At 72.1% G+C, this 22,221-nt stretch carries 22 protein-coding genes and 1 riboswitch; of the genes, 13 read left to right on the plus strand and 9 right to left on the minus strand.

What is annotated here, in order from left to right; genetic code table 11:
- The first annotated feature begins 107 nt into the window (after positions 1 to 107).
- Both obgE and proB read left to right on the plus strand, forming a co-directional pair.
- Positions 108 to 1,568, plus strand: a complete 1,461-nt coding sequence (obgE, locus tag ACIA5G_RS24580; RefSeq protein WP_395927004.1) for a GTPase ObgE — start codon at positions 108 to 110, stop codon at positions 1,566 to 1,568.
- Positions 1,565 to 2,674, plus strand: coding sequence for a glutamate 5-kinase (gene proB / locus ACIA5G_RS24585; RefSeq protein ID WP_395927006.1), 1,110 nt, complete (start codon positions 1,565 to 1,567; stop codon positions 2,672 to 2,674). Before obgE ends, proB begins: the two co-directional genes overlap by 4 nt.
- Before the next feature lie 337 nt (positions 2,675 to 3,011).
- On the opposite strand, the gene ACIA5G_RS24590 is transcribed toward proB, so the two are convergent.
- Positions 3,012 to 3,725 (minus strand): SDR family oxidoreductase, encoded by a 714-nt coding sequence (locus ACIA5G_RS24590; protein WP_395927008.1) that lies wholly within the window; start codon positions 3,723 to 3,725, stop codon positions 3,012 to 3,014.
- 61 nt (positions 3,726 to 3,786) lie between these two features.
- Here ACIA5G_RS24590 and ACIA5G_RS24595 point away from each other — a divergent pair, with 61 nt between their 5' ends.
- Positions 3,787 to 4,386, plus strand: coding sequence for a TetR/AcrR family transcriptional regulator (locus ACIA5G_RS24595; protein WP_395927010.1), 600 nt, complete (start codon positions 3,787 to 3,789; stop codon positions 4,384 to 4,386).
- Here ACIA5G_RS24595 and ACIA5G_RS24600 read toward each other — a convergent pair.
- From ACIA5G_RS24600 to ACIA5G_RS24620, 5 genes are all read right to left on the minus strand, one after another.
- Positions 4,356 to 4,640, minus strand: coding sequence for a putative quinol monooxygenase (locus ACIA5G_RS24600; protein WP_395927012.1), 285 nt, complete (start codon positions 4,638 to 4,640; stop codon positions 4,356 to 4,358). The two genes, ACIA5G_RS24595 and ACIA5G_RS24600, sit on opposite strands and share 31 nt — an antisense overlap.
- Entirely contained in the window at positions 4,637 to 5,026 is a 390-nt protein-coding gene (locus ACIA5G_RS24605; RefSeq protein WP_395927014.1) for a PPOX class F420-dependent oxidoreductase, read from the minus strand. The genes ACIA5G_RS24600 and ACIA5G_RS24605 overlap by 4 nt, the downstream gene beginning before the upstream one ends.
- Before the next feature lie 12 nt (positions 5,027 to 5,038).
- Positions 5,039 to 6,760 (minus strand): arginine--tRNA ligase, encoded by a 1,722-nt coding sequence (gene argS, locus ACIA5G_RS24610; protein ID WP_395927016.1) that lies wholly within the window; start codon positions 6,758 to 6,760, stop codon positions 5,039 to 5,041.
- 70 nt (positions 6,761 to 6,830) lie between these two features.
- Positions 6,831 to 8,117 carry an MFS transporter gene (locus tag ACIA5G_RS24615; RefSeq protein WP_395927018.1) on the minus strand — a complete coding sequence of 429 codons (1,287 nt, stop codon included), beginning with the start codon at positions 8,115 to 8,117 and terminating at the stop codon, positions 6,831 to 6,833.
- A gap of 95 nt (positions 8,118 to 8,212) precedes the next feature.
- Positions 8,213 to 10,324, minus strand: a complete 2,112-nt coding sequence (locus tag ACIA5G_RS24620; protein ID WP_395927020.1) for a RecQ family ATP-dependent DNA helicase — start codon at positions 10,322 to 10,324, stop codon at positions 8,213 to 8,215.
- Positions 10,325 to 10,521: 197 nt separating this feature from the next.
- On the opposite strand from ACIA5G_RS24620, the gene nadD reads away from it, so the two are divergent.
- From nadD to ACIA5G_RS24655, 7 genes are all read left to right on the plus strand, one after another.
- Positions 10,522 to 11,091, plus strand: coding sequence for a nicotinate-nucleotide adenylyltransferase (nadD, locus tag ACIA5G_RS24625; RefSeq protein ID WP_395927990.1), 570 nt, complete (start codon positions 10,522 to 10,524; stop codon positions 11,089 to 11,091).
- Positions 11,092 to 11,150: 59 nt separating this feature from the next.
- A complete protein-coding gene (gene rsfS / locus ACIA5G_RS24630; protein ID WP_395927022.1) occupies positions 11,151 to 11,546 on the plus strand; it encodes a ribosome silencing factor in 396 nt (131 codons plus the stop codon).
- On the plus strand, positions 11,543 to 12,157 hold the full coding sequence (locus ACIA5G_RS24635; RefSeq protein WP_395927024.1) for a histidine phosphatase family protein: 615 nt from the start codon (positions 11,543 to 11,545) through the stop codon (positions 12,155 to 12,157). The genes rsfS and ACIA5G_RS24635 overlap by 4 nt, the downstream gene beginning before the upstream one ends.
- Positions 12,158 to 12,160: 3 nt before the next feature.
- Complete coding sequence (gene octT / locus ACIA5G_RS24640) at positions 12,161 to 12,889, plus strand: diglucosylglycerate octanoyltransferase (protein ID WP_395927026.1); 729 nt, start codon at positions 12,161 to 12,163, stop codon at positions 12,887 to 12,889.
- A gap of 4 nt (positions 12,890 to 12,893) precedes the next feature.
- Positions 12,894 to 13,751, plus strand: a complete 858-nt coding sequence (locus tag ACIA5G_RS24645) for a DegV family protein (RefSeq protein ID WP_395927028.1) — start codon at positions 12,894 to 12,896, stop codon at positions 13,749 to 13,751.
- 164 nt (positions 13,752 to 13,915) lie between these two features.
- Entirely contained in the window at positions 13,916 to 14,635 is a 720-nt protein-coding gene (locus ACIA5G_RS24650; RefSeq protein WP_395927030.1) for a helix-hairpin-helix domain-containing protein, read from the plus strand.
- A complete protein-coding gene (locus ACIA5G_RS24655; protein WP_395927032.1) occupies positions 14,632 to 17,013 on the plus strand; it encodes a ComEC/Rec2 family competence protein in 2,382 nt (793 codons plus the stop codon). Before ACIA5G_RS24650 ends, ACIA5G_RS24655 begins: the two co-directional genes overlap by 4 nt.
- 48 nt (positions 17,014 to 17,061) lie before the next feature.
- Here the strand turns inward: ACIA5G_RS24655 and thrC are convergent, their stop codons facing one another.
- On the minus strand, positions 17,062 to 18,327 hold the full coding sequence (thrC, locus tag ACIA5G_RS24660) for a threonine synthase (protein ID WP_395927034.1): 1,266 nt from the start codon (positions 18,325 to 18,327) through the stop codon (positions 17,062 to 17,064).
- A 13-nt stretch (positions 18,328 to 18,340) separates the two neighbouring features.
- A riboswitch (SAM riboswitch) is annotated at positions 18,341 to 18,474 on the minus strand.
- 134 nt (positions 18,475 to 18,608) lie between these two features.
- Here thrC and holA point away from each other — a divergent pair.
- Positions 18,609 to 19,589 (plus strand): DNA polymerase III subunit delta, encoded by a 981-nt coding sequence (gene holA, locus ACIA5G_RS24665; protein WP_395927036.1) that lies wholly within the window; start codon positions 18,609 to 18,611, stop codon positions 19,587 to 19,589.
- Between the two features lie 55 nt (positions 19,590 to 19,644).
- Here holA and rpsT read toward each other — a convergent pair whose 3' ends face one another.
- Positions 19,645 to 19,905 carry a 30S ribosomal protein S20 gene (gene rpsT, locus ACIA5G_RS24670; RefSeq protein ID WP_091316168.1) on the minus strand — a complete coding sequence of 87 codons (261 nt, stop codon included), beginning with the start codon at positions 19,903 to 19,905 and terminating at the stop codon, positions 19,645 to 19,647.
- A 348-nt stretch (positions 19,906 to 20,253) separates the two neighbouring features.
- On the opposite strand from rpsT, the gene ACIA5G_RS24675 reads away from it, so the two are divergent.
- Positions 20,254 to 21,135 (plus strand): DMT family transporter, encoded by an 882-nt coding sequence (locus ACIA5G_RS24675; protein ID WP_395927039.1) that lies wholly within the window; start codon positions 20,254 to 20,256, stop codon positions 21,133 to 21,135.
- A gap of 23 nt (positions 21,136 to 21,158) precedes the next feature.
- Entirely contained in the window at positions 21,159 to 21,533 is a 375-nt protein-coding gene (locus ACIA5G_RS24680; RefSeq protein WP_395927041.1) for a VOC family protein, read from the plus strand.
- On the opposite strand, the gene ACIA5G_RS24685 is transcribed toward ACIA5G_RS24680, so the two are convergent.
- Entirely contained in the window at positions 21,530 to 22,150 is a 621-nt protein-coding gene (locus ACIA5G_RS24685) for a class I SAM-dependent methyltransferase (RefSeq protein ID WP_395927043.1), read from the minus strand. The genes ACIA5G_RS24680 and ACIA5G_RS24685 overlap by 4 nt on opposite strands.
- Positions 22,151 to 22,221: the final 71 nt, after the last annotated feature.

Here is a 22,221-nt window from a genome sequence, read left to right on the forward strand (position 1 = left end):
TTCGGCTTCGAATTAGCTTTCTCCGAGCGAGGGGTGGGGCCGGAATATCCGGTGCCACCCCTCGCTTCTTTATGTGTCCGATCTTCCGCAGGTGAAAGAGGCAAGTCATGGCGTCCCGGTTCGTGGACCGCGCGGTCATCCACCTGACCGCAGGTGACGGTGGGAACGGCTGCGCCTCGGTGCACCGCGAGAAGTTCAAGCCGCTCGGCGGCCCGGACGGCGGCAACGGCGGCAACGGCGGCGACGTCCTGCTGGTCGTCGACCCCAACGTGCACACCCTGCTGGACTTCCACTTCCGCCCGCACGCCAAGGCGGGCAGCGGCAAGATGGGCCAGGGCGGCAACCGCGCCGGCGCGGCGGGGGAGACCCTGGTGATGAAGGTGCCGTCCGGCACCGTCGTGTTCACCGAAGACGGCGAGATGGTCGCCGACCTGATCGGCCCGGGTACCACGTTCGTCGCCGCCCAGGGCGGCCGCGGCGGGCTCGGCAACCACGCGCTGTCGTCGAAGGCCCGCAAGGCGCCCGGCTTCGCGCTGCTCGGTGAGCCGGGTGAGGCCCGCAACCTCGTGCTGGAGCTGCGGTCGGTCGCCGACGTCGGCCTGCTGGGGTTCCCGTCCGCGGGCAAGTCGTCGCTGATCTCGGTGCTGTCCGCGGCCAAGCCGAAGATCGCCGACTACCCGTTCACCACGCTGGTGCCGAACCTCGGGGTGATCACCGGCGGCGAGACCGTGTTCACCATGGCCGACGTGCCCGGCCTGATCCCCGGCGCGTCCGAGGGCAAGGGCCTGGGGCTGGACTTCCTGCGCCACATCGAGCGGTGCGCGGTGCTGGTGCACGTCGTCGACTGCGCCACGCTGGAGCCGGACCGCGACCCGGTGTCCGATGTGGACGCTCTCGAATCGGAGCTGGCGAAGTACACGCCGGGTCTCGGCGGGAAGCTCGAAGAGCGGCCGCGTGTTGTTGTCCTCAACAAGATCGACGTCCCGGAAGCCGCCGAGCTCGCCGAGTTCGTCCGGCCGGAGTTCGAAGCCCGCGGCCTCCAGGTGTTCGAGGTCTCCACGGCGTCGCGCAAGGGCTTGCGCGAGCTGACTTTCGCCCTCGCCAAGGTGGTTGAGCAGTACCGCGAGATGCAGCCGGTGCTGGAGCCCGAGAAGATCGTGCTGCGGCCGCTCGCCGTCGACGACTCCGGGTTCACGGTCGAGTTCGACCCCGAGGAGGAGGGCGCCTTCATCGTGCGCGGCTCCCGGCCGGAGCGGTGGATCCGCCAGACCAACTTCGCCAACGACGAGGCCGTCGGTTACCTGGCCGACCGGCTCAACCGCCTCGGCGTCGAGGACAAGCTGGCCAAGCTCGGCGCGAAGCCGGGCAGCCCGGTGACGATCGGCGACGTCCAGTTCGAGTGGGAGCCGTCGACGCCGAGCGTCGCGATGCACCTGTCCGGCCGCGGCACCGATGTCCGCCTCGAGAACCACGACCGGGTCGGCGCGGCCGAGCGCAAGGAAGCCCGCCGGATCCGCCGTGACGGCCCGGACGAGGCGGAAGGCGACGAGCTGGACCTGGACGCGTGAGCGGCACCCGGGAAGCCATCGCCGCGGCGCGGCGCCTGGTCGTCAAGGTCGGCTCGTCGGCGCTGACCACCGCGGGCAGCGGCCTCGACGCGGTCCGCCTGGACGCGCTGGTCGACGCGATCGCGGCGCGGGTCGCGGCCGACACGCAGATCGTGCTGGTCTCCTCGGGCGCGATCGGGGCCGGCCTGGCCCCGCTGTCGCTCGGCAAGCGCCCGAAGGACCTCGCGACCCAGCAGGCGGCGGCGAGTGTCGGCCAGCTGGCGCTGGCGCACGCGTACGCCGAGTCGTTCGGGCGGTATTCGCTGACGGTCGGCCAGGTGCTGCTCACCTCCGACGACGTCGTCCGCCGTTCGCACTACCGCAACGCGCAGCGGACGTTCTCGCGCCTCCTGGCACTCGGCGCGGTCCCGGTGGTCAACGAGAACGACACGGTGGCCACCGAGGAAATCCGCTTCGGCGACAACGACCGCCTGGCCGCCCTGGTCGCCCACCTGATCGGCGCGGACGCGCTGGTCCTCCTGTCCGATGTGGACGGTCTCTACGACGGCGACCCCCGCGACGGCGCGACCCGCAAGCTCACCGAGGTCCTGTCGGAGTCCGATGTGGACGGGATTTCGGTCGGCATGTCCAGCTCCGGCCTGGGCACCGGCGGCATGGTCTCGAAGCTCGCGGCCGCCCGCACCGCGGCCGGCGCGGGCATCCCGGTCCTGCTGGCGGCGGCATCGGAAGCCTCGGCCGCGCTGACCGCGGCATCCCCGGGCACGGCGTTCGCCCCGGCCGACACCCGCCTCTCGGCCCGCCGCTTCTGGCTGGGCTACGCGGCGGACACCACGGGCAAGCTCCGCCTCGACGACGGCGCGGTGACGGCGGTGGTCCGCCGCCGCAGGTCCCTGCTGGCGGCGGGAATCACCGGTGTAGAAGGCGAGTTCCAGGCCGGCGACGTGGTCGACCTGGTCGACACCAAGGACCGGCCGGTGGCCCGCGGAGTGGTCGCCTTCGACGCGACGGAGCTCCCGGAGCTGGTCGGCCGATCCAGCCACGAACTCCCGGCCGAGCAGCGCCGCGAGGTAGTCCACGCCGACGACCTCGTCCCCCTGCGCCGCTAACCGCCTGGCACGACCACCCGCGCCCGGCGCATCCCGCGTGCCCGCCGAGGCATCACCCGTGATCACCGGGCCATCACCCGTGATTGAGCAGGCATCTCACGTGATCCAGCGGGCATCAGCCGTGATCGGCGGGGCATCTCTCGTGATCCAGCGGGCATCAGCCGTGATCGGCGGGGCATCTCTCGTGATCCAGCGGGCATCAGCCGTGATCCGGCAGGCATCACCGTGATGCCCCTCCGATCACGCGTCATGCCCCTCTGATCACGCGAGAAGCCTCTCCAATCACGCGTGATGCCTCGGCCGGCACGCCGGCGGCACAGCCGGCGTGCCGGGCGGTTCAGCCCACCGACACCAATCGGGCGCCGCCGTCGGCCTCCAGGACCGTGCCGCTCAGGTTGCGGTTCGTCGCCGCCAGCGCCACCACCTCGGCCACGTCATCCGCCGTCGCCACGCGGCGCGACGGGATCGAAGCCGCGGTCTGGGCGAAGAACCCTTCCCGCATCTCCGCCGGGAAGCCGCTCCACCACGCCGTGTCCACCACGCCCGGCGAAACCGCGTTCACCCGCCGCGGCGCCAGTTCGACCGCCAGTGGCTTGACCAGCGCCTCCACCGCCGCGTTGAGCGCGCCGATGCCCGCCGTCCCCGGCATGGCCGCGTGCGCGCTGATCGCGCCCAGCAGCGTGATCGACCCGTCCGCGGCCAGGTGCGGCAGCACCGCCTGGATCGTGGTCAGGTGCGCCCAGAACTTCGCGTCGAACGCCCGCCGCAGCATCCCGAGATCCAGCGACGCGATCGGTCCCATCCCTTCGGCGCCGGACAGGCTCACCACCAGCACGTCGACCGTCCCGAGCGACTCCGCCAGCGCGGCCATCGTGGTGGCGTCGCCGCCGTCGGCCTGGTGTCCCGTCAGCCGCGGGTCGCTCGCCGCAACGTTGTCGAGGCGCTCCTTGCCGCGCCCGGTGACGTGGACGTCGTAACCCCGCTCGCTCAGCCGCCGCGCGGTCGCCAGGCCGATGCCCGAGGTGCCGCCGGCGACAAGTGCGATGCTCATGCTCGTTCCCCATTTCGAACCGGTACGTCTCGTTTCGAAATTCACGCTACCATCGGATCCCATGACCGACCAGTCCCGTCCCGGCCGCAAGCGCAGCGAACAGAGCCGGCTGGCGATCCTCGCCGCCACGCTCGACCTGGTCGCGGAAGCGGGCTACGGCACGCTGACCGTCGAGGGCATCGCCGCGCGCTCCGGCGTCGGCAAGCAGACGATCTACCGCTGGTGGCCGTCGAAGGCCGACGTCCTTCTCGACGCGCTCGCGACGAAGGCGGACCTCTCCGTGCCGATCCCCGACGAGGGGACGTTCCGCGCCGACCTCGCCGGCTTCCTGGACAGCACGTTCGAGCTGGGCGGGAAAGCCCAGGTGGCGGACACGCTGCGCGCGCTGATGGCGCAGGCGCAGATCGACCCGGCGTTCGGCAAGCGGTTCCGCGAAGACTTCCTCAACCGTCGCCGCGAGGCATTCGGCGTCATCGTCGACCGCGCCCGCGAGCGCGGCGAACTGCCCGACGGAGTCAACTCCGGCACGGTGATCGACGTCGTGTTCGGCACGCTCTGGTACCGGCTCCTCGCGACGCGGGAGCCGGTCGGCCGCGGCCTGGCCGGTGAACTGGTGGCGCTACTGGCCGATCACGGCGCTTCGACCGCCGAGATCCGGTAGCGCGCCACGGACGCGTCGAGGATCTGCACGGCCTGCTCGTCCGACGGCCCGGACCCGCGGAAACGCTCCAGGTCCTCGTCGGTCTCCCAGCGCTCGTACACCGTGATCCGGCCGGGGTCGAGCAGGTCGGCGCCCAGCGAGTATTCGAGGCAGCCGGGAGCTTCCCGCGCCAGCCGCACAGCCTCGCGACAGTCGTCGAGGTAGGCATCGCGGCTTTCGGGAGCGACGGCGAGCCAGCCGGAGACGATGATCATGTCGGGTTGATCCGATCCGGCTTGATCGTCAGCAGCAGCCGCGTCTGGTCGCGCCCGCCCCACCACGGGTACGGCCCGCCGAGGTAACGCTGCGCGAGCTTCTCGATGTGCTCGACGGCGCCGTCTTCGGTCATCTCCAGCACCCGGCCGCGGATCGCGTAGTAGCGCGACGGCTGTTCGCGGTCGGCGACGTTGAGCGCCACCCGGGGGTCACGCTCGATGTTGCGCTGCTTCTGGTGACCCAGCACGGTGTTGACGAGGATGTGCGTGCCGTCGGTGTCCACCCAGGTCTCGGTGAGCTGGGGCGAGCCGTCCGGCATCACCGTCGCCAGGAAGCAGAGGCTGGGCGCGCGCAGCAGCGCGAGCAGGTCGCCGGGCAGTTCCACAGTGGTCTCCCGCTAAAGCTGGTCGGGCGCTTCGATGCCGAGCAACGAGAGCCCGAGCGCGAGCGTTTGTGACGTCAGCGTAGTCAACCTCACCCGGGACGCGCGCAGCTCCGGGGTGGACGCCTTCAGGACCGGACATTCCTCGAAGAACCGGGAAAAGGTGACCGCCGTCTCGTAAAGATACGTACAGAGCTTGTGGGGCGCGTAGCCGCTTGTCGCGCTCTTCAGCGCTTCGCCGAACCTGAGCAGCTTCAACGCCAGCGCGCGCTCCGCAGGCGCTTCCAGCAGCACCTGCGTTCCGTCGGCCGGCTTGCCCGCCTTGCGGAGGATCGACTGCGTCCGCGCGTGCGCGTACTGGAGGTACACCGAGGTGTTGCCCTCCTTGGCGAGCATCCGGTCCCAGGCGAAGACGTAGTCGCGTTCGCGGTCACCGGACAGGTCGGCGTACTTGACCGCGCCGATGCCCACGGCCCGCGCCACTTCCGCCTGGCCCGCCGGGTCGAGCTCACTGCGTTCGGCGACCACGGCCGCGGCCTGCGTCACGGCTTCGGTGAGCAGCTCGGCCAGCTTGATCGTGTCGCCGGCGCGCGTCCGCATGGTCTTGCCGTCCGCGCCCAGCACCGTGCCGAAGCCGATGTGCTCGGCGTGCCCGGTCAGCCAGCCCGCTTCGCGGCAGGTGGCGAACAGCATTGCGAAGTGCTGCGCCTGCGGCGTTCCGACGACGTAGAGCAGGTCGGTGGCGCCGCGTTCGGCCGTCCAGTACCGGAGCGTCGCGAGGTCGGTGGCGGCATACCCGTAACCGCCGTCGCGTTTGCGGACGATCAGTGGCAGCCGGTCGCCTTCGCGGTTGCGGAACCCCTCGGGGAACACGCAGACGGCGCCGTCGCTGATCTCGGTCAGCCCGGCCTTTTCGAGGTCGTCGACCACCGTGGCGAGGTACGGGTTGTAGAAGCTCTCGCCGTAGATGTCGTTGTCCGTCAACGAGATCCCGAGCAGCGCGTAGACCTCGTTGAAGTGCCGTGTCGACTCGTCGACCAGCTCTTGCCAGACGGCGAGTGTCTCTTCGTCCCCGCTCTGCAGCAGCACGACGCGGTTGCGTGCCCGCGTCGCGAACGCTTCGTCGCTGTCGAACTTCCGGCGCGCTTCGCGGTAGAAGGCGTCGAGGTCGGCGATCGCGCGTTGCCCGGCGGGGACGTCGAGGAGGTGCTCGATGAGCATGCCGAACGGGGTGCCCCAGTCGCCGAGGTGGTTGTGCGGCAGCACTTCGTGCCCGGCGAACCGCAGCAGCCGGGCGAGCGCGTCCCCGATCACCGACGAACGCAGGTGCCCGACGTGCATTTCCTTGGCGACGTTCGGGCTGCTGTAGTCGAGTGCGATCCGCCGGGGCGCCGGTGTTTCCGGCACGCCGAGCCGCGGATCGCCGAGGAGCGCGCCGGTGCGTGCTTCGAGCCATTCCTTGCGCAGCACGAAGTTGAGGAACCCCGGACCGGCGACTTCCGGCGGATCGGCGATCCCGTCGAGCTCCAGCGCCCCGGCGATGGCTTCGGCTACCTCGCGCGGCGGCCGGCCGAGCCGCCTGCCCAGGCTCATCGCGAGGTTGCCCTGGTAGTCGACACCTTCGCGCGGCGACGCTTGGATCAGCGCTTGCTCCGGCGTCAGCTCGACGTCCAGCGCCCGGCCGGCGGCGGTCACCACGCGGCGCGCCAGCTCCTCGGTAACGTCGGCGGTCTGCACGGTGTCCCTCCTTCGGCTCGGTCAGTGGAGCCCGCAGCGTAGCGAGCGTGACCGTCCGGTGACGAAGGGTTTACCGCAGCGTGCTGCCCTTGGTCTCCGGCAGGGTGAGGATCACCGCGAACGCGATCGCGGCCCCGACGGCGACGTACCAGAAGTAGAGCGACGGCGAGACGGCGCCGAACACGGTGATGAGCAGCGGGGCGGTGCCGCCGAACACCGCGACGGTCAGGTTGTACCAGGCGCCGATCCCCAGCCCGCGCAGCTCGGTGGGGAACAGCTCGCTCATGATGGCCGGCGCGATCGACGTCATCGCCGTGTACAGCCCGAGCCCGACGCAGAACACCACGAGCAGGCCGCCGACGTTCGGGCCGATCAAAGTGGACAGTGGCACGATGACGAGCGCGGTCGCCCCGGACCAGACGAGCAGCTGCGGCTTCCGCCCGACCCGGTCCGCGAGCGCGCCCATCGGGTACTGCAGCGCGATGAACAACGCCGTGCCGACCGAAAGCGCGAGGAACACGGCGTCGGCGTCGGCATGCCGGTTCTTCACCGCGAAGGACGTGAGCGCGCTGAAGAACGTGTAGTAGCAGAGGGTCGAGAGCATCGTGAAGCCGATGAGCCTGCCGACGGCCTTCGGGTGGTGGGTCAGCGTCGTCAGCAGCGGCCGCTCGATCTTGCGGGCCTTCGTCTTCGTCTGCTCGAACAGCTCGGTTTCGGCGAGGCTGCGGCGCAGCCACAGCCCGACCAGGCCGAAGACGCCGCCGAGCAGGAACGGCAGCCGCCAGCCCCAGGACGCCAGCTCGGCCTTGTCGAGCGTCCGGGCCAGCACGAAGCCGAGCACGGTCGCGACCAGCACGGCCGACCCGGTCGAGATGTAGAAGAACGCCGAGTACCGGCCGCGACGCTCCGGCGGCGCGATCTCGCCCAGGTAGGCCGACGCGTTCGACACCTCACCGCCGAGCGACAGCCCCTGCGCGATGCGGGCGAGCAGCAGCAGGATCGGCGCGAGCCAGCCGACCTGCGCGAACGTCGGCAGCAGCCCGATCGCGACCGAGCCGCCTGCCATCAGCAGGATGGTGAGGATCATGGCGGGCTTGCGTCCCCGGGTGTCGGCGAAGCGCCCGAGCAGGACACCGCCGAGCGGCCGGAAGAAGAACGCGAGCGCGTAGGTGGCGAACGTGTTGATCAGGGCCAGGGTGTCGTTGCCGGAGGGGAAGAACGCGCCGGCGAAGTAGATGCTGAACGTCGCGTAGATCGTCCAGTCGAACCATTCCAGCGCATTGCCCGCGCTCGCCGCGAACAGCTTGCGCACCGGCAGCCGGTGCCGCTGGGTTGCCTGCACGGTGGACTCGGTCATGGCGGCCTCCACGTCACCCGAAGGTGTCACGGGACTTTGCCACATTCGTCCGTGGTCCGAAAGGTTCCCACCGTCCGGAATCCCGGTTCTCCCTCCTACGCGGTGCTCGCCAGCGCGAACGGCAGGACCGCCGGCGCCCCGGCCTTCCGCAGCAGGCGCGTGGCCAGCGTCATCGTCCAGCCGGTGTCGATGACGTCGTCCACCAGCAGGACCGGCCCGCTCGGCAGGACCCCGGCGAGATCGGCCGGCATGCTCATCCGCCGCCACAGGTCGGCCAGCCGTTGCGCGCTGTTCGCCTGCCGCGGGGGTGGCCCCTCGGCGTCGAGCGCACCGAGGAAGTCCAGCTTGCCGATCTCGGCCAGCCGCGTCGCGAGGCTGTACACGAGCTGCGGCCGCGTTTCCGACGGCACCGCCACCACCGCGACCGGCCGCTCCGACCACTGCCACCCGGCGAGTACCTGGACGCAGGCCTTGAACACCGAGTCCGGCACCTCGGTGTCCTTCGCCTGCGGCCCGACGAGTTCCCGCAGCCGGTTGCCCCAGCCGACGTCGGTGAGCCGGCCGAGCACCTGGCCCGGCTCGGCCTGGTCGTCGGCCGAGATCCGGCCGGAGACCGGGACGTCCAAAGAGGACATGCCGGTGGGCCACTGCTTCCGCGGCGCGACCTCGACCCCGGGGCGCTGCAGCCGTTCCCGGGTCGCGTCGACGACGTCGTCCGCCACCGTCGTGTCCCAGTGCTGCCCCGTGCAGTTGTCACACCGCCCGCACGGCGCCGCCTCGGGGTCGTCGAGCTGGCGCCGCAGGTACTCCATCCGGCAGCTGTCGGTCGCCAGGTAGCCGAGCATCGCCTGCTGTTCGCGGTCACGCGCCTCCGCGACGCGCTTGTAGCGCCCGCGGTCGTACTGCCAGTCCTCACCCGTGCTCGTCCAGCCGCCCTTGACACGCCGCACTGCGCCGTCGACGTCCAGGACCTTGAGCACCATTTCCAGGCGTGAGCGGGAAAGCTCCACCGACGGCTCGAGTGCGGCCGTCGAGAGTGGACGGTCGGCGTAGGCGAGCGTGTTCAGCACCTGGGTGACCCGCAGCTCGTCGGGGAAGGCGAGCGAGCCGAAGTACGCCCAGATCGCCTTGTCCTCCTCGCCGGGCAGGAGCACGACCTCGGCGCGCTCCACACCACGCCCGGCGCGGCCGACCTGCTGGTAGTACGCGATCGGCGACGACGGCGCGCCGAGGTGCACCACGAACCCGAGGTCCGGCTTGTCGAACCCCATGCCCAGCGCGGAGGTCGCGACCAGCGCCTTGACCCGGTTGCCGAGCAGGTCGTCCTCGGCCGCCTGGCGGTCGGCCGGGTCGGTCTTGCCGGTGTAGGCCGCCACCGGGTAACCGCGGTCCTTCAGCAGGGACGCGACGTCGTGCGCCGCCGCGACGGTGAGCGTGTAGATGATCCCGGACCCGGGTAGCTCGGCCAGGTGGTCGGCGAGCCAGGCCAGCCGCGCCTGCGAAGTCGGCAGCCGGCACACCGCCAGCCGGAGGCTTTCCCGGTCGAGGGTGCCGCGCAGCACGAGCGTGTCACCGCCGGTGCCGAGGCCCAGCTGCTCGGCGACGTCGGTGACTACGCGGTCGTTCGCGGTCGCCGTGGTCGCCAGCACCGGCACGCCGTCGGGCAGGTCGCCCAGCAGCGTGCGCAGGCGCCGGTAGTCCGGCCGGAAGTCGTGCCCCCAGTCGGAGATGCAGTGCGCCTCGTCGACCACCAGCAGCCCGGTGCTGGCGGTCAGCTTCGGCAGCACGTTGTCGCGGAAGTCCGGGTTGTTCAGCCGTTCGGGGCTGACCAGCAGCACGTCCACCTCGCCGGCCGCGACCGCCGCCTGGACCTGGTCCCACTCCTGGGCGTTGGCGGAGTTCATGGTCGCCGCGTGGATCCCGGCCCGCGCCGCGGCCGAGATCTGGTTGCGCATCAGCGCGAGCAGGGGCGAGACGATCACCGTCGGCCCGCTGCCCTGTTCGCGCAACAGGGCCGTGGCCAGGAAGTACACCGCCGACTTGCCCCAGCCGGTGCGCTGCACGACCAGCGCGCGGCGGCGCTGCGCGACCAGGGCCTCGATGGCCGTCCATTGGTCTTCGCGCAGCTTCGCCGAGTCGCCGGCCAGCGCCCGGAGGAGGGTTTCGGCGCGGTCGCGGAGGGCTGGGGTGGTGCCGGTGGTGTCCACGTCCCCACGTCTACCCCATGGCACCGACGAACCGGGAATCGGCGGCGGCGCGAACGGACCGTTCGTGTCGAATACCGGCCGTAATGTGACCTGAATCACATCTACTGCCCGGTCGGGCGAGGTGTCCCGCGGCACAGGACGGCCGCGCCCGCCGATGTATAGGCTCCTCAGTCATGTCACCACGGCGGATCGGGGTCATGGGCGGCACGTTCGACCCCGTGCACCACGGCCACCTCGTCGCGGCCAGCGAGGTCCAGTCCCGGTTCGGGCTGGACGAAGTGATCTTCGTCCCCACCGGGCAGCCGTGGCAGAAGACCGACCGCCAGGTGACCAAGGCCGAGGACCGCTACCTGATGACGGTCATCGCGACCGCGTCCAACCCGGTCTTCTCGGTCAGCCGCGTCGACATCGACCGCGCCGGGCAGACCTACACCGTCGACACCCTGCGCGACCTCCAGGCCGAGTACCCGGGGGACGAGCTCTACTTCATCACCGGCGCCGACGCGCTCGAGCAGATCCTGACCTGGCACAAGGCCGAGGAGCTGTTCGACTTCGCGCACTTCATCGGCGTCACGCGGCCCGGCTACCGGCTCAATTCGCACCACCTGCCCAGCGGCAAGGTGAGCCTCGTCGAGGTCACCGCGATGGCGATCTCGTCGACCGGCTGCCGCGACCGCGTCGAGCGCGGGGAGCCGGTCTGGTACCTCGTTCCCGACGGCGTCGTCCGCTACATCACCAAGAAGGATCTCTACCGGAAGAGCGACTGAAAGCCCGCTGGTCCCGGCGGGTACCCTTCTCGGGCGAACCCGATCTGTGAAGGAGCACCGTGGCAGCCACGTCCGAGGCACGAGAGCTGGCCGTAGCGGCCGCACACGCGGCGGCGGACAAGAAGGCCAGCGACGTCGTCGTGCTGGACGTGTCCGAGCAGCTCGTCATCACCGACGCCTTCGTCATCGCCTCCGCGTCCAACGAGCGCCTGGTCGGCGCGATCGTCGACAACGTCGAGGAGAAACTGCGGGAGAGCGGGCACAAGCCGGTCCGCCGCGAAGGCGCCCGCGAAGGGCGCTGGGTCCTGCTCGACTACGTCGACGTGGTCGTGCACGTCCAGCACGTCGAAGAGCGCACGTTCTACGGTCTCGAGCGACTGTGGAAGGACTGCCCGCGCATCGAGGTGGCCGGTCTCGACGAGCCGCCCGCCGACGAGGACCCGGACGTCCCGTGAGCCCGCGGCGGCTGGTGCTTTGGCGCCACGGCGAGACGGACTACAACGCCGCCGGGCGGATGCAGGGTCACCTCGACTCGGCGCTGACCCCGCGCGGCTGGAACCAGGCCCGGTTCGCGGCGCCCGCGCTGGCCCGCTTCTCGCCGGACCTCGTCATCGCGTCCGACCTGCGCCGCGCCACCGACACGGCCACCGTGCTCACCGACGCGATCGGCGTCCCGCTGCGGATCGACAAGCGGCTGCGCGAGACGCACCTCGGCGAGTGGCAGGGCATGACCGGCGCCGAGGTCGACGAGGCCTACCCCGGTGAGCGCGACCGCTGGCGCAAGGACGCGACCTGGGCCCCGCCGGGCGGGGAGAACCGCCTCGACGTCGCCGACCGCGCGAGCGAAGTGGTCACCGACCTGCAGCAGGCCAACTCCGATGCGGGCGACACCGTGCTGCTGGCCGCGCACGGCGGCCTGATCACCGCGCTCACCGCGCGGCTGGTGAACCTGCCGGTGGAGATCTGGCCGTCGCTGGGCGGGATCTCGAACTGCCACTGGGTCGAGCTCGGCCTGCGTGACGGCAAGTGGCGGCTGCACGCCTACAACGCGGGGATGCACGGCTAGCCGATGGGGCCGCGCCTGCTGGTGTTCGGCGATTCGCTGAGCTTTCACGGTCCTGAAGGACCCTGCGCCGCGGACGAACCGCGGCTGTGGCCCAACGTGGCCGCTGCGGCGCTGGGCGGCACCGCCGACCTGGTCGCCGGGATCGGCTGGACCGCTCGCGACGCCTGGTGGTCGCTGACCGGGGATCCGCGGGTGTGGGCCGACCTGCACCACGTCGACGCGGTTGTGCTGGCCGTCGGCAGCATGGACACGCTGCCCTCGCCGCTGCCGACCTACCTGCGCACGGGGTTGAAGTACCTGCGGCCCGACCCGGTGCGACGCGTGGTGCGCAAGGCTTATCTCGCCGCGCAGCCGCGGTTGTCGGTCGCGTTCCGCGGCCGTCCCACGGTGCTGCCGGCCAAGCTCACCGTGCAGTACCTGGACACGGCGGTGGGCGCGCTGCGCGTCCTGCGTCCGGAACTGCCGATCTTCAGCATGCTGCCCTCGGTGCACCGCGCGGCGGCGTACGGCCACGTGCACACCGCGCGCCCGGCCGCGGCCGCCGCGATGGCGGCCTGGGGCGAGCGGGCCGGAATTCCGTTGCTGGACCTCGAAGCCGTGGTCGGGGAGCACGTGCTCAGCGGCGCGGGCAACCCGGACGGCATGCACTGGGGCTGGGCCGGGCACGCCGCGGTGGGCAAGGCGATGTCCGTGTTGATGGCGCCGATGCCGGCCCCCGGCCACGTAGGCTGACGGCGTGTCGGTCGCCGTAGTCACGGATTCCACCGCCCACCTGCCGGAGGGCTTCGCCGAACGGCACGCGGTCCGGGTGGTGCCGCTGCACGTCCTGGTCGACGGCGTGGTCTCGCTCGACGGCATCGAGACCGGCCCCGCAGCGGTCGCCGAAGCGATGAAGCAGCGCAAGATCGTCACGACGTCGCGGCCGACGCCCACCGAATTCGTCAAGGAGTACCGGGCGGCGCTGGCCGAAGGTGCGGACGCGATCGTGTCGGTGCACCTGTCCCGCGAGCTCTCCGGCACCTGGGAAGCGGCGGTGCTGGCCGCGCAGGAGGTCGGGCCCGACCGGGTTCGCGTGGTCGACTCGCGCACCACGGCGATGGGGCTCGGGTTCGCCGCGCTGCACGCCGCCGACGCCGCGGCCGCCGGGGCGGACGCGGCCGAGGTCGAGGCCGCCGCGGTGACGGCGGCCGGCTGCTCGTCCACGTTGTTCGTCGTGGAAACCCTGGACCACCTGCGCCGCGGCGGCCGGATCGGCCCGGCGGCGGCGCTGCTCGGCACGGCGCTGGCGGTGAAACCGGTGCTGCACATGGCCGACGGCCGGATCGTCCCGCTGGAGAAGGTCCGGACCATGAACCGGGCGATCGCGCGGCTGGTCGAGCTCGCCGCCCAGGCCGCGCAGGACGAGGACGTCGAACTCGCCGTCCACCACCTCGCCTCGCCGGAGCGGGCGGTCGAGCTGGCGAACCGGCTGGAGGAGGCCGTGCCCCGCTCGGCGGGCTGCGTGGTCTCCGAGCTGGGCGCGGTGATCGGGGCGCACACCGGTCCTGGGGTGCTGGGCGTGGTCGTCCAGCGCACGGTCCCCGCCCGCGCTTAGCCGGGACGGGCGGCGCGCCGAACCCTCCAGCATGCCACCCGGGTACGACGGAAACGGCCGTTCCCGGCCCGGGCGGAGCCGATCCGTCCACAACACCCCGGTTGTCCACAGGACGCGGCGGCACCCCTGTCGGACACCTCCCCGCGGGCCCTAACGTCGATCGTGTGTTCGAGCAGCCCGCCCGGGATCCGGGCCCTCCCCGCAACGACCGGCTCGCCTGGCTGGCCGACCAGCTCACGCCCGACGCGAGCACGGTCGGGCCCGGCGGCCGGCTGGTCCGGCGCTGGTTGCCGGGCGGACCGGCCGGTGCCGGCCGTCGCCGGTGGGCGTTCGCCGGCGTCCTCGTGGCGGTCGTGGTGATCGTCCTCGGCTCGGTCGCGTTCCTCGGCGGACGTCCGGTACCCGAGCCGGCGCCCGCGCTGCCGGCCGCGAAACCGGTGGGCGAGGCGCCGGCCCGGGCGGCGCCCCAGGCCGGTCTCGTCGTCAGCGTGATCGGCCACGTCCGCTCGCCCGGCCTCGTCACCGTGCCGCAGGGTTCGCGGGTCGCGGACGTCCTGCGGGCCGCGGGCGGGGCCGATCCCGGCGCGGACCTGCGCGCGCTGAACCTCGCCCGGAAGGTGACCGACGGCGAGCAGCTCGCCGTCGGGGTCCCGGCGCCCGCCGCCGCGGCTCCCGGTGAACCGGCGGGCGGCAAGGTCGACCTCAACGCGGCCTCCGCGGACCAGTTGGACACGCTGCCCGGCGTCGGCGAGGTGATGGCCAAGCGGATCGTCCAGTGGCGCACCGACCACGGTGGTTTCACCAAGGTCGAGCAACTACGCGATGTGGACGGCATCGGCGAAAGCAAGTTCGCCAAGCTGCGGGAGCAGGTGACGGTCGGATGAGCACCATCCCCACGACCGACACCCGGCAGGACATGCGGCTGGTCCCGGCGGCGCTGGTGTGCTGGCTCGCCGCGTTGACCGGACTGCTGCTCGGCTGGTGGACGGCGGTTGTTGCCGGTCTTGCTTCGGCGGTGGTCGCCGGGCTGGTGCTCTGGCGGGCCCGTGGCCGTCCCCGGGCACTCGGTGCGGCCGGGGCGCTGCTGGTGCTGGGGCTCGTCGCCGCCGGTCCGGTCGCCTGGCAGATCCGCGACGCCCAGCGTGACGACCTTCGCTCGGCAGCGGCGGACGGCCTGCCCGCCGTGCTGCGGGTGGTTGTCGCCGAACGCCCGAAACCCGTGCGGAGCGCGGGATATGCGGACAAGCAGTCCGGTGCCCGGTCGGTGGTGCTCACGGCCGAGGTGCGCACGGCGTCGGTCGACGGCCGGCCGGTGTCCTCGTCCGGGCGGGTCCTCCTGCTCGCGCCGGTCGCGCCGTGGGCAGGCCTGCTGCCGGGCCAGGAGGTGACGGTGGCGGGCCTGCTGATGCCACCACGCGGCTCGGACCTGACGGTCGCGGTCCTGTCCGTGCGCGGCCCGCCGGGGGAGCCCGGCCCGGCGCCGTGGTGGCAGCGGGTGGCGGCCGGGCTGCGCGCGGGTCTCCACGACCTGTGCCAGACCTTGCCGGACGAACCCGGCGGCCTCCTGCCGGGCCTGGTCCTGGGCGACACGAGCGCGTTGTCCCCGCGAGTGGAGCAGGAGTTCGTCACCGCCGGCCTCGCTCACCTGACCGCGGTCAGCGGCGGAAACCTCGCTGTCGCTTGCGGTGCGGTCCTGCTCCTGCTGCGGGTGCTCCGGCTGGGGCCACGGCTGTCGGCGGTGGCGGCCGGGGTGTGCCTGGCCGGGTTCCTCGTCCTGGTCGGCCCGGAGCCGAGCGTGCTGCGGGCCGGCGTCATGGCCGCGGTCGCGTTGCTGGCCCTGGCGCTGGGACGGCGTGGTTCGGCGTTGCCCGCGCTGGCGTTCGCGGTCTGCGTGCTCGTGGTGGCGGATCCGGCGATGGCCACGGACTTCGGGTTCGCGCTGTCGGTGTTCGCGACCGCCGGGCTCGTCCTGCTCGCGCCCCGCTGGGCGGCGGCGCTGGTCCGCCGCGGCGTCCCGCCGGGGTTCGCCGAAGGGCTGGCGATCCCGCTCGCGGCGTTCCTCGTGACGGCGCCGGTGCTCGCGGGCATGGCGGGGTCGGTGAGCCTGGTTTCGGTGCTGACCAACGTCCTCGCCGCACCCGTGGTGGCCCCGGCGACGGTGCTCGGCGTGCTGGCGACGGTCACCGCTCCCTGGTGGCCGGGCGCCGGGAAGGTCCTGGTGCACCTGGCCGATCCGGAGGCCCGCTGGCTGATCACGGTGGCGCGGCACGGCGCACGGGCGCCGGGTGCGGTGGTCGGGTGGCCCGGTGGCTGGGCGGGCGGGTTGCTCGCCGCCGCCGTCCTGACGGTGCTGGTGCTGGCCGTCCGGCACCGGCGGGTGCGGCTGCTCATGGCGGTCCTGGTCGTCGGCGCGCTGCTGGTGTTCGTGCCGGTCCGGGTGCTCGCGCCGGCGTGGCCGCCGCGGAACTGGGCGATGGTCGAGTGCGACGTCGGGCAAGGTGACGCAGTGGTGCTGGCGACCGCCGAGCCCGGGCGGGCCGTCGTCGTCGACGCCGGGCCCGAGCCGGGGCCGGTCGACGAATGCCTGCACCGGCTGGCCGTCGACCGGATCCCGTTGCTGGTGCTGAGCCACCTGCACGCCGACCACATCGGCGGGCTCGCGTCGGTCTTCGACGGCCGGACGGTCGGTGGGATCGCCGTCGGGCCGGGGCGGGCGCCGGAGTGGGCGTGGCGGCAGGTCGCCGCGGAGGCGGCCCGCCAGGCCGTGCCCGTCGTGGAGCTGAACCCGGGGGAGCGGCTCGAGTGGCCGGGGCTTGCGCTTGACGTGCTCGGCCCGCGCTACGTTCCCGCCCGCTCGGCCGGGCAGCAGGACGGCACCACGATCAACAACAGCTCAGTGGTGCTGCGGGCGGAAACCGCGGCGGGCCGGGTGATGCTGACCGGCGACGTCGAGCTGGCCGCGCAGGCGGACCTGCTGGCCGATGTCGGCGATCTGAAGGCGGAGGTGCTGAAGGTCCCGCACCACGGGTCGAGGTACTCGCTGCCGTCGTTCCTCGCCGCGGTGGCACCGCGGGTGGCATTGGTCAGCGTGGGCGCGGGCAACACCTACGGCCACCCCAGCAAGTCCACAATGGACAGCCTGCGGGCGCTGGGTGCGCTGGTGACCCGCACGGACACGGACGGAGACACCGCCGTGGTCGGCGAGCCGGCGGGTCCGGCGGTCTCACGCCGGGGCGAGCCACGCGGTCCGCCCCGCCGGTGAGCGGGGGCGAGGCCAGTAGCCCCGCCCCGGCTCACCGCCGAACCGAGGTCAGTAGCCGAGCGCCTTGTTCACGGCCGCGGCCGACGGCGGCAGGGTCGCCTTCGGGCCGACGTGGTTCTCGATCGCGTCGAGGGTCTTGAGGCCGTCGCCGGTGATCAGGAGCACGGTCTCGGCGTCCGGGTCCAGCTTGCCCGTCTCGACCAGCTTCTTCGCCGTGGCGACGGTGACCCCGCCGGCCGTCTCGGTGAAGATGCCTTCGGTGCGGGCCAGCAGGCGGATGCCTTCGACGACCTCTTCGTCGGTGACGTCCTCGATCGCGCCGCCGGTGCGGTTGACGATGTCGAGCACGTACGGGCCGTCGGCCGGGTTGCCGATCGCCAGCGAGCGGGCGATCGTGTCCGGCTTCACCGGCTGGACCACGTCCTGGCCGGCGCGGAACGCGGCCGACACCGGCGAGCAGCCGGTGGCCTGCGCGCCGAACACCTTGTACGGGCTGGCGTCCACGAGACCGAGCTGGCCCAGCTCGCGGAAACCCTTGTCCACCTTGGTCAGCTGCGAACCGGAGGCGATCGGCACGACGATCTGCGGCGGGATGCGCCAGCCGAGCTGCTCGGCGACCTCGAAGGCCAGCGTCTTCGAGCCTTCCGAGTAGTACGGCCGGACGTTCACGTTCACGAACGCCCACTTCGGGTGCTCACCGGCCAGCTCGGTGGCCAGGCGGTTGACGTCGTCGTAGTTGCCGTCGATGGCGATGAGGTCGCCGTCGTACACCGCGGTGGTGAGGATCTTGGCGCGCTCGAGGGACTTCGGGATCAGCACGACCGACCGCCAGCCGGCGCGGGCCGCCGCGGCGGCCGTCGCGTTGGCCAGGTTGCCGGTCGACGGACAGGCGAGCACCTCGAACCCGAACTCGCGGGCCGCGGCCAGCGCAACGGCGACGACCCGGTCCTTGAAGGAGTGTGTCGGGTTGCCGGTGTCGTCCTTGACCCACAGGCTCTTGAGGCCGAGCTCCTTGGCGAGGCGGTCGGCGCGGATCAGCCGGGTCGCGCCGGGCTCGGTGTTCGGGATCTCTTCGACGTTGGACGGAACCGGGAGGAGCTTCTTGTAGCGCCAGATGTTCTTGGGGCCGGCCTCGATGTCTTCGCGGCGGACGCGGCCGAAGTCGTAGGCGACTTCGAGCGGCGAGAAGTCCTCGGCGGAGACGAACTCGGGGGCGAGCGGCTGCCGGTGGCCCTCTTCCTTCGACACCAGTTCGACGGCCGGTCCGAGATCCGGGGTCTTGGTGGTGGAGGTCGTGCCGAGGGTTGCGGTCATCGCGAGGTTCCTTTCCTCATCTGCCCCGCCGAAGCGGGCCGGAATTGGCACCGTGGTCGTCAGCTACCCCGCGATCGCGGGATGACAGGCTGTACGCCGGTTGCCGGGGCTTCGTCGGGCCGTTCCCTCTGCCCCTCTGGATGAGCGGTATTCAGTTGTCGGTGCGCACCAAAGCGCGCTGCCTCGCCAACACCGTACGACATGGCGATCGGACCGTGCCATGGTGGCGGCTCCACATCACCGGAGCGGGCGCACGATGGAACAAGTGAGAGGATCCTCCCGTGACCGCGCAAGCCACCGCCCCGGCCCCGTTGCTCCTGCTCCTGGGCGAGGAAGAACTGCTGATCGAGCGCGCCGTCCGCGAGACGCTGGCCGCGGCCCGCGCGAGGGACTCGACAGCGGAGCTGACCCGGGTCCGGGTGTCCGATCTCACAGCGCCTGAGCTGGCCGAACTCGTCAGCCCGTCGCTGTTCAGCGAAGGCCGGGTGATCGTTCTCGAGGCCGCGCAGGACATCTCGCAGGAGCTGGCCGACGCCATGGCGTCCTACCTGAAGGACCCGGCGGACGGGGTCGTTCTGGTCGTCGTGCACACCGGTGGTGGCCGCAGCAAGGCGGGCAAGTCCCTCCCGGCAGCGCTGAAGAAGGCCGGCGCCGAGATCACGGAATGCCCGAAGCTCACCAAGCCCGCCGAGCGCGAGCAGTTCGTGCGGCACGAGGTGCGCCGGGTGGGCGGCAAGATCGACCCGGCCGGGGTCGCCGCGCTGATCGACGCCGTGGGCTCCGACCTGCGGGAACTGTCTTCGGCGGCGACGCAGCTGGTCGCGGACACCGGTGGCTCCGTCGACGCGGAGGCGGTCCGCCGCTACCACCGCGGCCGTGCCGACGTGACCGGGTTCGCGGTCGCCGAGAAGGCCGTCAGCGGTGATCGCGCGGCCGCGCTGGAGTCGCTGCGTTGGGCGATGCAGCTGGGCGTCCCGTACGTCCTGGTCGCCGACGCGCTGGCCGACGCCGTCCGGACGATCGCCCGGGTCTCGGGTGCGGGCCGCGGCAACCCGAACCAGCTGGCCGGCGAGCTGGGCATGCCGCCGTGGAAGATCCGCAAGGCGCAGGGCCAGTCCCGCGGCTGGAACCAGGACGGCCTGGCCACGGCGATGCGGGTGGTCGCGCGGCTGAACGCCGAGGTCAAGGGGGTCGCGGCGGACCCCAGTTACGCGCTGGAGCGTGCGGTCCTCGAGGTGGCCGCCGCCAAGGGCGACCGCTGAGGAGGACATGAAGAAAGCCCCGGCCGAGGCCGGGGCTTCTCCAGAAACAGCCTGCTCAGAGCGCGTTGACGCGCTTCGCGAGCGCCGACTTCTTGTTGGCGGCCTGGTTGGCGTGGATGACGCCCTTCGAGACGGCCTTGTCCAGCTTCTGGGCGGCGTCGCGCTGCAGCTCCGCGGCCTTGGCCTTGTCGCCGGCCTCGGCGGCTTCGCGGACCTTGCGGATCGCGGTCTTCACCGAGGACCGGATCGCCTGGTTGCGCTGACGCGCCTTCTCGTTCGTCGTGATGCGCTTGATCTGCGACTTGATGTTGGCCATAGGGCAACTCCTGTTTCACTCGGTGAGATTCGCCGCCGCGCTGGTACAGGCCCCGCAAAGCGGGTTTCCTCCATGACGGAATGCCGCACGGCAACGAGCGCCAACTTTAACAGCCCAGCTCGCGGCGCCTGCCGCCGGGACCTGGGCACTGCCGATCACCAGGAGTACGGTGGGCGGCGGTAGTGCCTAGGGTTCCGTTGCCGGTCCGCACACCAGCCCCACAACCAGGACCGGCGGGTCTGGTCCGAGCGGCACCATCGGCGGGTCCGGAAGACCTGCCGTTCATCTGACGGGGCAAAAGCCTGGAGGACCCGGTTTTCGCGCGCGCGAAAACCCGTAAGGGGTCCCGTGAACACCACCGCTCTCTCCTTCGTCCTCGTCGCGGCCGTCGTGCACGCCGCGTGGAACCTCGCCGCCAAGCGGATCTCCTCCGGCGGCACCCAGTTCGTCTGGCTCTACTACACGGCTTCCGCGGTGGTGCTGCTGCCGGTGACGGTCGTGCTGCTGGTCGTCGAAGCGGACCGTCCACAGTGGAGCTGGCTGCTGGCCGCGGTGGTCACTTCGGTGCTGCACATCGCCTACGGCATCGTCCTGCAGCGCGGGTACCGCGTCGGCGACCTCTCCGTCGTCTACCCCGTCGCCCGCGGCACCGGGCCGCTGCTGTCGGTGCTGGCCGCCGTCCTCGTGCTCGGGGAGCGCCCTGGCTGGCTCGGCCTGCTCGGCGCGTTCCTGGTGATCACCGGCGTGCTGGTGATCAGCACCGGCCGCAAGAACGGCGCCGCGCACGACCCGGCCGCGGCGCAGGCCCGCCGCGCCGGCATCTGCTACGGCCTGCTGACCGGCGCCGTCATCGCCGGTTACACGCTCTGGGACGCGCACGCGGTGACCGGCCTCCACGTGCCGCCGGTCGTCTACTTCGGCCTCGGGTCGGTCCTGCAGAGCGTGATGCTCGTGCCCGGCGCGCTGGCCGACCGCGCCGAGGTGACCCGGATCTGGCGCGAACAGCGCCGTGAGGTGCTGTTCGTCGGGCTGCTGTCGCCGATCGCCTACATCCTCGTGCTGTTCGCGCTCACGATGGCGCCGGTCAGCCTGGTCGCGCCGGCCCGGGAGCTGAGCATCGTGCTCGGCGGCCTCGCCGCGTGGCTGGTGCTGGGCGAGCGTGACGCCGTGCGGCGGCTGGCCGGGTCGGTCATCGTGCTGTCCGGCATCGCCGCGATTGCGGTCGCCTGAGCGCGTCCGGTAGGGATGGTCGGATGGAAGTCCTGAAGAGCAGGCTGCTGCTCCGCCCGCGTGACGCCGCCGCGACCACCGGGTTCTACCGCGACACCCTCGGCCTGGCCGTGGAGCGCGAGTTCCCCGGCGGCACCGTGTTCTTCCTCGGCCACGGCTCCTTGGAGGTCTCCGGCGAGGGGGAGACGGGTTCGTCCCCCGACCTGGTGCTCTGGCTGCAGGTCCGAGACCTGGCCGGTGCGCTGGCCGAGCTCAAGGGGAAGGGCCTGGTGCCGGTCCGGGACGCCCAGCGCGAGCCCTGGGGCCTCGACGAGGCCTGGATCGCCGACCCGGACGGCACGCGGATCGTGCTGGTCGAGGTGCCCGAGGGGCACCCGATCCGGACGGACACCCGCTAGGCGGGCTTGACGGCGCGCAGCTGCGCGGCCAGCGCGGCGAAGCCGGGCGGTTCCCAGGTCCAGGTCTGCAGGTCGGCGAAGCCCGCCTCGGCGGCTTCGTCGGCCAGGACGTGTCTGCTCACGGGCAGCCACTTCTCGTGCGCGGACAGCAGCAGCCGCCCGCCGGGGCGCAGCACCCGGAACAGCTCGGCGAACCCCGCCGCGCGGTCGTCCCAGAGCATCACGTTGTTCACGGTCAGCACGACGTCGACGGACTCGTCCGGCTCGTCCGTCCGCGCGGCCGACCCTTCGCGCAGCTCGGCCCGCTCGCCACAGCGCTCGTGACACAGCGCGAGCATCTCGGGGGAGGGGTCGACGCCGATCACGCGCCCGGCCAGCCGTGCGGCGGCGTCCAGGCCGATGCCGGGGCCGGGCCCGACGACGAGGACGGTCTCGTCCGGTTCGATCTTCGCCAGGTCGACGATGCGGTGTTCGGTGGCGGCGTTGCCGCGCGCCATCACCCAGCCGCCGAGGCGGCCGAGGGCTCCGGAAGGGTGACCGAAAGCACGGTCGAGGACGCGGGCGAACCCGCCTGGATCCGGCTGGGGAGGTGGTGCCGGCTGGTGCGATGTGCTCATACTTCGAGGGCACCACGGATCAGCTGGCCTCGCATCGGGGATGACCCCCACCCGCACCCGGAGCGCCATGG

Origin of the sequence: Amycolatopsis sp. NPDC051758, assembly GCF_044453095.1 — a bacterium.
Classification (GTDB): domain Bacteria; phylum Actinomycetota; class Actinomycetes; order Mycobacteriales; family Pseudonocardiaceae; genus Amycolatopsis.

Excerpts from the sequence above, each read along its gene's own strand:
- obgE (WP_395927004.1), top strand. The coding sequence starts at position 108 with ATGGCGTCCCGGTTCGTGGACCGCGCGGTCATCCACCTGACCGCAGGT.
- ACIA5G_RS24590 (WP_395927008.1), bottom strand. The coding sequence starts at position 3,725 with ATGAGCATCGCACTTGTCGCCGGCGGCACCTCGGGCATCGGCCTGGCG.
- ACIA5G_RS24595 (WP_395927010.1), top strand. The coding sequence starts at position 3,787 with ATGACCGACCAGTCCCGTCCCGGCCGCAAGCGCAGCGAACAGAGCCGG.
- ACIA5G_RS24600 (WP_395927012.1), bottom strand. The coding sequence starts at position 4,640 with ATGATCATCGTCTCCGGCTGGCTCGCCGTCGCTCCCGAAAGCCGCGAT.
- ACIA5G_RS24615 (WP_395927018.1), bottom strand. The coding sequence starts at position 8,117 with ATGACCGAGTCCACCGTGCAGGCAACCCAGCGGCACCGGCTGCCGGTG.
- nadD (WP_395927990.1), top strand. The coding sequence starts at position 10,522 with ATGGGCGGCACGTTCGACCCCGTGCACCACGGCCACCTCGTCGCGGCC.
- octT (WP_395927026.1), top strand. The coding sequence starts at position 12,161 with ATGGGGCCGCGCCTGCTGGTGTTCGGCGATTCGCTGAGCTTTCACGGT.
- ACIA5G_RS24655 (WP_395927032.1), top strand. The coding sequence starts at position 14,632 with ATGAGCACCATCCCCACGACCGACACCCGGCAGGACATGCGGCTGGTC.
- thrC (WP_395927034.1), bottom strand. The coding sequence starts at position 18,327 with ATGACCGCAACCCTCGGCACGACCTCCACCACCAAGACCCCGGATCTC.
- rpsT (WP_091316168.1), bottom strand. The coding sequence starts at position 19,905 with ATGGCCAACATCAAGTCGCAGATCAAGCGCATCACGACGAACGAGAAG.
- ACIA5G_RS24680 (WP_395927041.1), top strand. The coding sequence starts at position 21,159 with ATGGAAGTCCTGAAGAGCAGGCTGCTGCTCCGCCCGCGTGACGCCGCC.
- ACIA5G_RS24685 (WP_395927043.1), bottom strand. The coding sequence starts at position 22,150 with ATGAGCACATCGCACCAGCCGGCACCACCTCCCCAGCCGGATCCAGGC.